General features: G+C 33.0%; 5 protein-coding genes. All 5 read right to left on the bottom strand.

Annotation, left to right across the window (positions count from 1 at the left end; genetic code table 11):
• Positions 1–1,021: NAD(P)H-dependent oxidoreductase subunit E (locus JJE11_RS14785; protein ID WP_291636958.1), on the bottom strand; the 1,021-nt coding region annotated here is incomplete at its 3' end.
• 41 nt (positions 1,022–1,062) lie between these two features.
• Complete coding sequence (locus tag JJE11_RS14780; protein ID WP_291636956.1) at positions 1,063–1,464, bottom strand: (2Fe-2S) ferredoxin domain-containing protein; 402 nt, start codon at positions 1,462–1,464, stop codon at positions 1,063–1,065.
• Between the two features lie 39 nt (positions 1,465–1,503).
• Positions 1,504–1,998 (bottom strand): NADH-quinone oxidoreductase subunit NuoE, encoded by a 495-nt coding sequence (gene nuoE, locus JJE11_RS14775; RefSeq protein WP_291636954.1) that lies wholly within the window; start codon positions 1,996–1,998, stop codon positions 1,504–1,506.
• Between the two features lie 343 nt (positions 1,999–2,341).
• The gene (gene ptsP / locus JJE11_RS14770; RefSeq protein ID WP_291636953.1) at positions 2,342–4,054 is read right to left on the bottom strand and encodes a phosphoenolpyruvate--protein phosphotransferase; all 1,713 of its coding nucleotides are present in this window, start codon (positions 4,052–4,054) and stop codon (positions 2,342–2,344) included.
• Positions 4,055–4,236: 182 nt separating this feature from the next.
• Positions 4,237–4,753 (bottom strand): PTS fructose transporter subunit IIC (locus JJE11_RS14765; RefSeq protein ID WP_291636952.1); only part of this gene is annotated, 517 nt, incomplete at its 5' end.

The raw sequence follows: 4,753 nt of genomic DNA, 5'->3' as shown, positions 1-4,753 counted from the left end.
TAAACCACTCAGCTCCCTTTAATATAATAGGAACTATATTAGCAAATGTTTCAACATTATTTATAATTGTAGGCTTGCCCCAAAGTCCACTAACAGCTGGGAATGGCGGTTTAGGCATAGGCATGCCTCTTTTACCTTCAATTGACTGCATAAGAGCAGTTTCTTCCCCACATACAAATGCACCAGCTCCAAGTCTTATTTCTATATCAAAATTAAAACCTAGCCCTAAAATGTTTTCTCCTAGTAGTCCGTATTCTCTAGCCTGATTAATAGCTATTTCCAGTCTTTCAACGGCTAGTGGATATTCCGCTCTAACATATATAAATCCTTTACTTGATCCTATAGCGTACCCGCCTATAGTCATAGCTTCCAGCACTGAATGAGGATCTCCTTCAAGAACAGATCTATCCATAAATGCACCCGGGTCTCCTTCATCCGCATTACAAATGATATATTTTTCATCTCTTTCCTGCTTAGCTGCAAATTGCCATTTCAGCCCTGTAGGAAAACCTCCACCACCTCTTCCTCTGAGTCCCGAATTCTTAACATTTTCAATTACTTCTAATGGAGACATAGATGTAAGTACCTTTTCTAAAGCCTTGTACCCATCAAGGGCTATATATTCATCAATATTTTCCGGGTCTATAATCCCACAATTTCTTAGAGCTATTCTTAATTGTTTTTTAAAGAAATCTAGCTTATTAAGATTTCTTACATTTCCTTCTCCCTCTTTGATGTTATACTCAAGACGTTCTAGTACTCTATTTTGAATAAAATGTGATTCTACAAGCTCTGCTATATCCTCAGTTTTTACTTTGGTATATAAAACTCCTTCTGGATAAACTACCACAATAGGACCTAATTCACAAAGCCCTAAACAACCTATTTTTAATACTTCAATTTCATGATTTAATTTATGTTTTCTTACTTCTGACTTTAAACTTCTAAAAAGATCTGCTGATTCTGGAGAAACGCATCCTTTTCCCCCACAAACAAGTACCTGAGAGTGGTAAACCTCCATTAAAATTCCCCCTTCTATTCCTTTGGGATAGACAATAATTCTTAATCGCTTTCTAGAACATAATCATTAAGTATTCTCCCCTGAATTACATGCATTGTGTATTCATTTCTAACTGTTCCAACTAATACATGACTAGCTACAACCCTTCTAGCTTTATAAGGAGACATCTTAACATAAGTTACTTTCTCTTCTCCTGGTCTTATAATTTCTACAATAGGTTCTAATCTACACACACCTATGCAACCCGTTTTAGCTACTACTACATTAGATAATCCTAGTTTATTAACTTCATCTACTATTGCGTCGTAAACTTCATTTGCTCCTGCCGCTATTCCACAAGTAGCCATACCAATAACAATTCTTGTGCTTTTTCTATCCGTTCCTTGGTTAACTCTATTAAAAGTATTTTTTCTTATCTCTTCAAGGTCTTGTACCGTCTTCATTAACATCCCTCCATATCTCAGTTCACTAAATTGATTTTTTTACTTATATTCTTCAATTATCCTTATTACATCATCAGGAATTAATCTTCCATATACTTTATCATCTACCATAAGAACTGGTGCCAAACCGCATGCACCGAGACACCTCGCAGCTTCTAAAGTAAATTTCCCATCACTTGTTGTCTTTCCAATCTCCACTTCCAAAATACTGGAAAATCTATCTAAAATATCCTGTGATCCTTTTACATAACAGGCTGTTCCAAGACATACCTTAATTATATGTTCTCCCTTTGGTTCTAAAGTAAATTGCGAGTAAAAAGTTGATACTCCATAGATTTCAGACATAGATATGTTAAGTTCTTCCGATACTACTTGCAATGCTTCTTCTGGCAAGTATCCAAATAATTTTTGCACTTCATGAAGTACTGGAATTAACGCACCTTTCATATCTTTAAACTTTTCAGTGATGTCTTTTACTTTTTCTAGCCTAACATCTGTTTCTCCACATCCTGCACAGCATTTTTCCTCAGCCAATAAAATCATCTCCTACCCTTGAATTTAAGAATGTTGTTTATAATTATTATACGTTTTAAATGTTAATTTATTATCAATTCATAAATTAATAATACAACCTTTTAATATAAATGTAAACTATTTATTAGAATATTAAGAATATTCTGTTTCCTTTAATGTTAAATTATTCTTCTTTTATATAAAAAAACCACACTAAGTAGGTTTCTATTATTAAAATATTATCATAATTAAGTTTACTAAATTATTTCTAGCCGTATGTTATTCTTTTGAATTTATTTCATATAATAAACAAATAGGGAACTCCAAAATTTTGGAGTTCCCTATTTGTTTAAAAAACTTTATTTTAATGTTTTATATTTAAATTTTTTTCAATGAATCTTTCAACTTCTTCAGCAGTAGGTAAATTAATAACTTGCTGTGCCAAACTTCTCATTTCTGCTTTGGATGTGTTTCTAATAACTCCTCTTGCTTTCAGCAATGCTATAGGACTCATGCTAAATTCATCTAATCCCATGCCAATTAAAATAGGTATTAGTTTAGGATCTCCTGCTACTTCTCCACACATACCCACCCATTTATTTTCTTTATGAGCATTATCAATAACCATTTTTACAAGCCTTAGCAAGGCTGGATGAAATGGATTATATAAATGAGATATTTTTTCATTCATTCTATCTACTGCAGTTGTATATTGAATAAGGTCATTAGTCCCTATACTAAAAAAGTCCACCTCTTTAGCTAGTAAATCAGAAATAATTGCAGCAGCTGGTATCTCTATCATAATTCCCACTTCTATATTTTCTTTAAATGCTATATTTTCTTTAAGCAATTCATCTTTAACTCCATTAACAATCGTCTTTGCTGCTCTGAGTTCTTCAATACTAGAAATCATAGGAAACATTATCTTAATATTTCCAAAGGCACTAGCTCTTAGTATAGCTCTTAATTGAGTTTTAAATATATCTAGCTTATCTAAACAAACTCTTATCGCTCTATATCCTAAAAACGGATTCATTTCTTTTGGTAGCTTTAAATAATCCAATTCCTTATCTCCACCAACATCCAAAGTCCTAATAATCACTGGCTTATTCTTCATTGCTTGTGCAACTTCCTTGTACGCTACAAACTGTTCTTCCTCAGTTGGAGCTGAATTTCTATCCATATATAAAAACTCAGATCTAAATAAGCCTATTCCTTCGCAATCATTACTTATAACACTCTCTAAATCCTTAGGTGTTCCTATATTACCAGAAAGTTCTACTTTTACTCCATCAGTCGTTATGCTTTCTTTTCCTATTAATAAGCTTAACTCCTTTTGTGATTTATTATATTCAGCTTTTTTGCATTCATAAATCTTCACTATTTTTTCTTCGGGATTAACATATATTATTCCTTCGATACCATCAAAAACAATTAAATCTCCATTTTTAACTTTATTAGTTATATCCTGAACTGCTACTATAGCTGGTATTTCTAAGGTTCTAGCCATTATAGCTGAGTGTGAGGTTCTTCCCCCCATTTCCGTTATAAAACCTAAGACCTTATTTTTATCTATCTGTGATGTGTCAGATGGGGTTAAATCACGCGCTACGATTATAACTTGGCTAGCTAATTCCCCAAAGTTAACCTCTTCGATATTCATTAATTTTTTCATAAGTCTCATTGTTACATCCCTTATGTCTGCTGCTCTTTCTTTCATGTATTCATTATCCATGCTTTCAAACATGGACATAAACATATCTGAAATCTCTTTTAGTGCCCACTCAGCATTAACTTTATCATCTTGTATTTTTTTCTCAATTTGTTCAAGTATTTCTGGATCTTCAAGTATCATTAAATGAGCTTCAAATATCGTAGCCTCATTTTCACCTATATTTATTAACACATCATTATATATATGCTGAATTTCACTCTTACTCTTTTCCATAGCCCTATTAAATCTTTCAATTTCTTCTTCACAGTTTTTAATATCTTTTTTCTCTATAATAATTTTCTGTTCTTCTTTTAATAGTGCTTTTCCTATTACTATTCCAGGCGAAACTCCAATTCCTTTCATTAAATTGCCTCCTTAATAAAAGAAATTCACTCCTTGCAGTAAACTTAAATGTTTTATCCGCTTTGAAGTGAATTTAACTTTATAACTATATTTTTTAAAGCCCTAAAATCTCTTTCTCAATAACTATCATTAACTCTTGTACAGCCATTTATTCATCATCGCCACTCGCGATAATTTTGAGCTTAAGCCTTGTATGCCTTATCATTTTCATACTCTTCTTTAACAACAACATCCTTCTTTAATACTGAAATCATAAGAGCGGTTACTACTGTACCAACTACTATAGACACTGCATATAGACCTACATTAGTAACTGCATGAGGAATAAATAGTACAAATATACCACCATGAGGAACTGCTATAGCTGCTTTAAATATCATAGATAGTGCTCCAGTAACAGCTGAACCTACCATTAATGAAGGTATTATTTTAAGTGGATCTGCTGCAGCAAATGGTATTGCACCCTCTGTTATAAATGAAATACCGAGTGCCCAAGCAGATTTTCCTGCTTCTCTTTCTTCTGGTGTGAATTTCTTTTTTGCTATAACTGTTGCAAGAGCTATTCCTAGTGGAGGAGTCATTCCTGCCGCCATTACTGCTGCCATTATCATTGAAGTTTGACCAGCAACTACCGTTGCCGCTCCAAAAGTATATGCTGCTTTATTGAATGGTCCACCCATATCAAATGCCATCATAAGT

It is taken from the genome of Clostridium sp. (assembly GCF_016650095.1).
Taxonomy (GTDB): domain Bacteria; phylum Bacillota; class Clostridia; order Clostridiales; family Clostridiaceae; genus Clostridium_AD.
Note: the sequence above shows the minus strand (reverse complement) of the source record. Positions and strands in the feature narration are given on the sequence as shown.